Annotated in this window: 1 protein-coding gene; it reads left to right on the plus strand. The window is 35.3% G+C overall.

Annotated elements, in window-relative coordinates; genetic code table 11:
• The coding region (locus tag ACP3VS_RS24630; protein WP_426390362.1) for a transposase at nucleotides 1–207 on the plus strand (207 nt) is incomplete at both ends.

A 207-nucleotide genomic window follows, 5' to 3' on the forward strand; every position in this document is an offset into this window, starting at 1 on the left:
ACAAAATATTGTTTAGATAATGGACGTAATACCATTCCTCCAATTCGCATGTTTAAGTACTTATTATTAAAAGCGATTAATGATGTATCAGACGTCGACCTAGTAGAGCGCTCAAAGTATGATATGTCATTTGGATATGGCAACAGAAGATCCAGTGAGACAGAAATAAGGCACTTCCTGTTCAAAATTGAACAAGAAGTGCCTTAT

It is taken from the genome of Lysinibacillus sp. VIII_CA (assembly GCF_049943995.1).
GTDB lineage: Bacteria > Bacillota > Bacilli > Bacillales_A > Planococcaceae > Lysinibacillus > Lysinibacillus pinottii.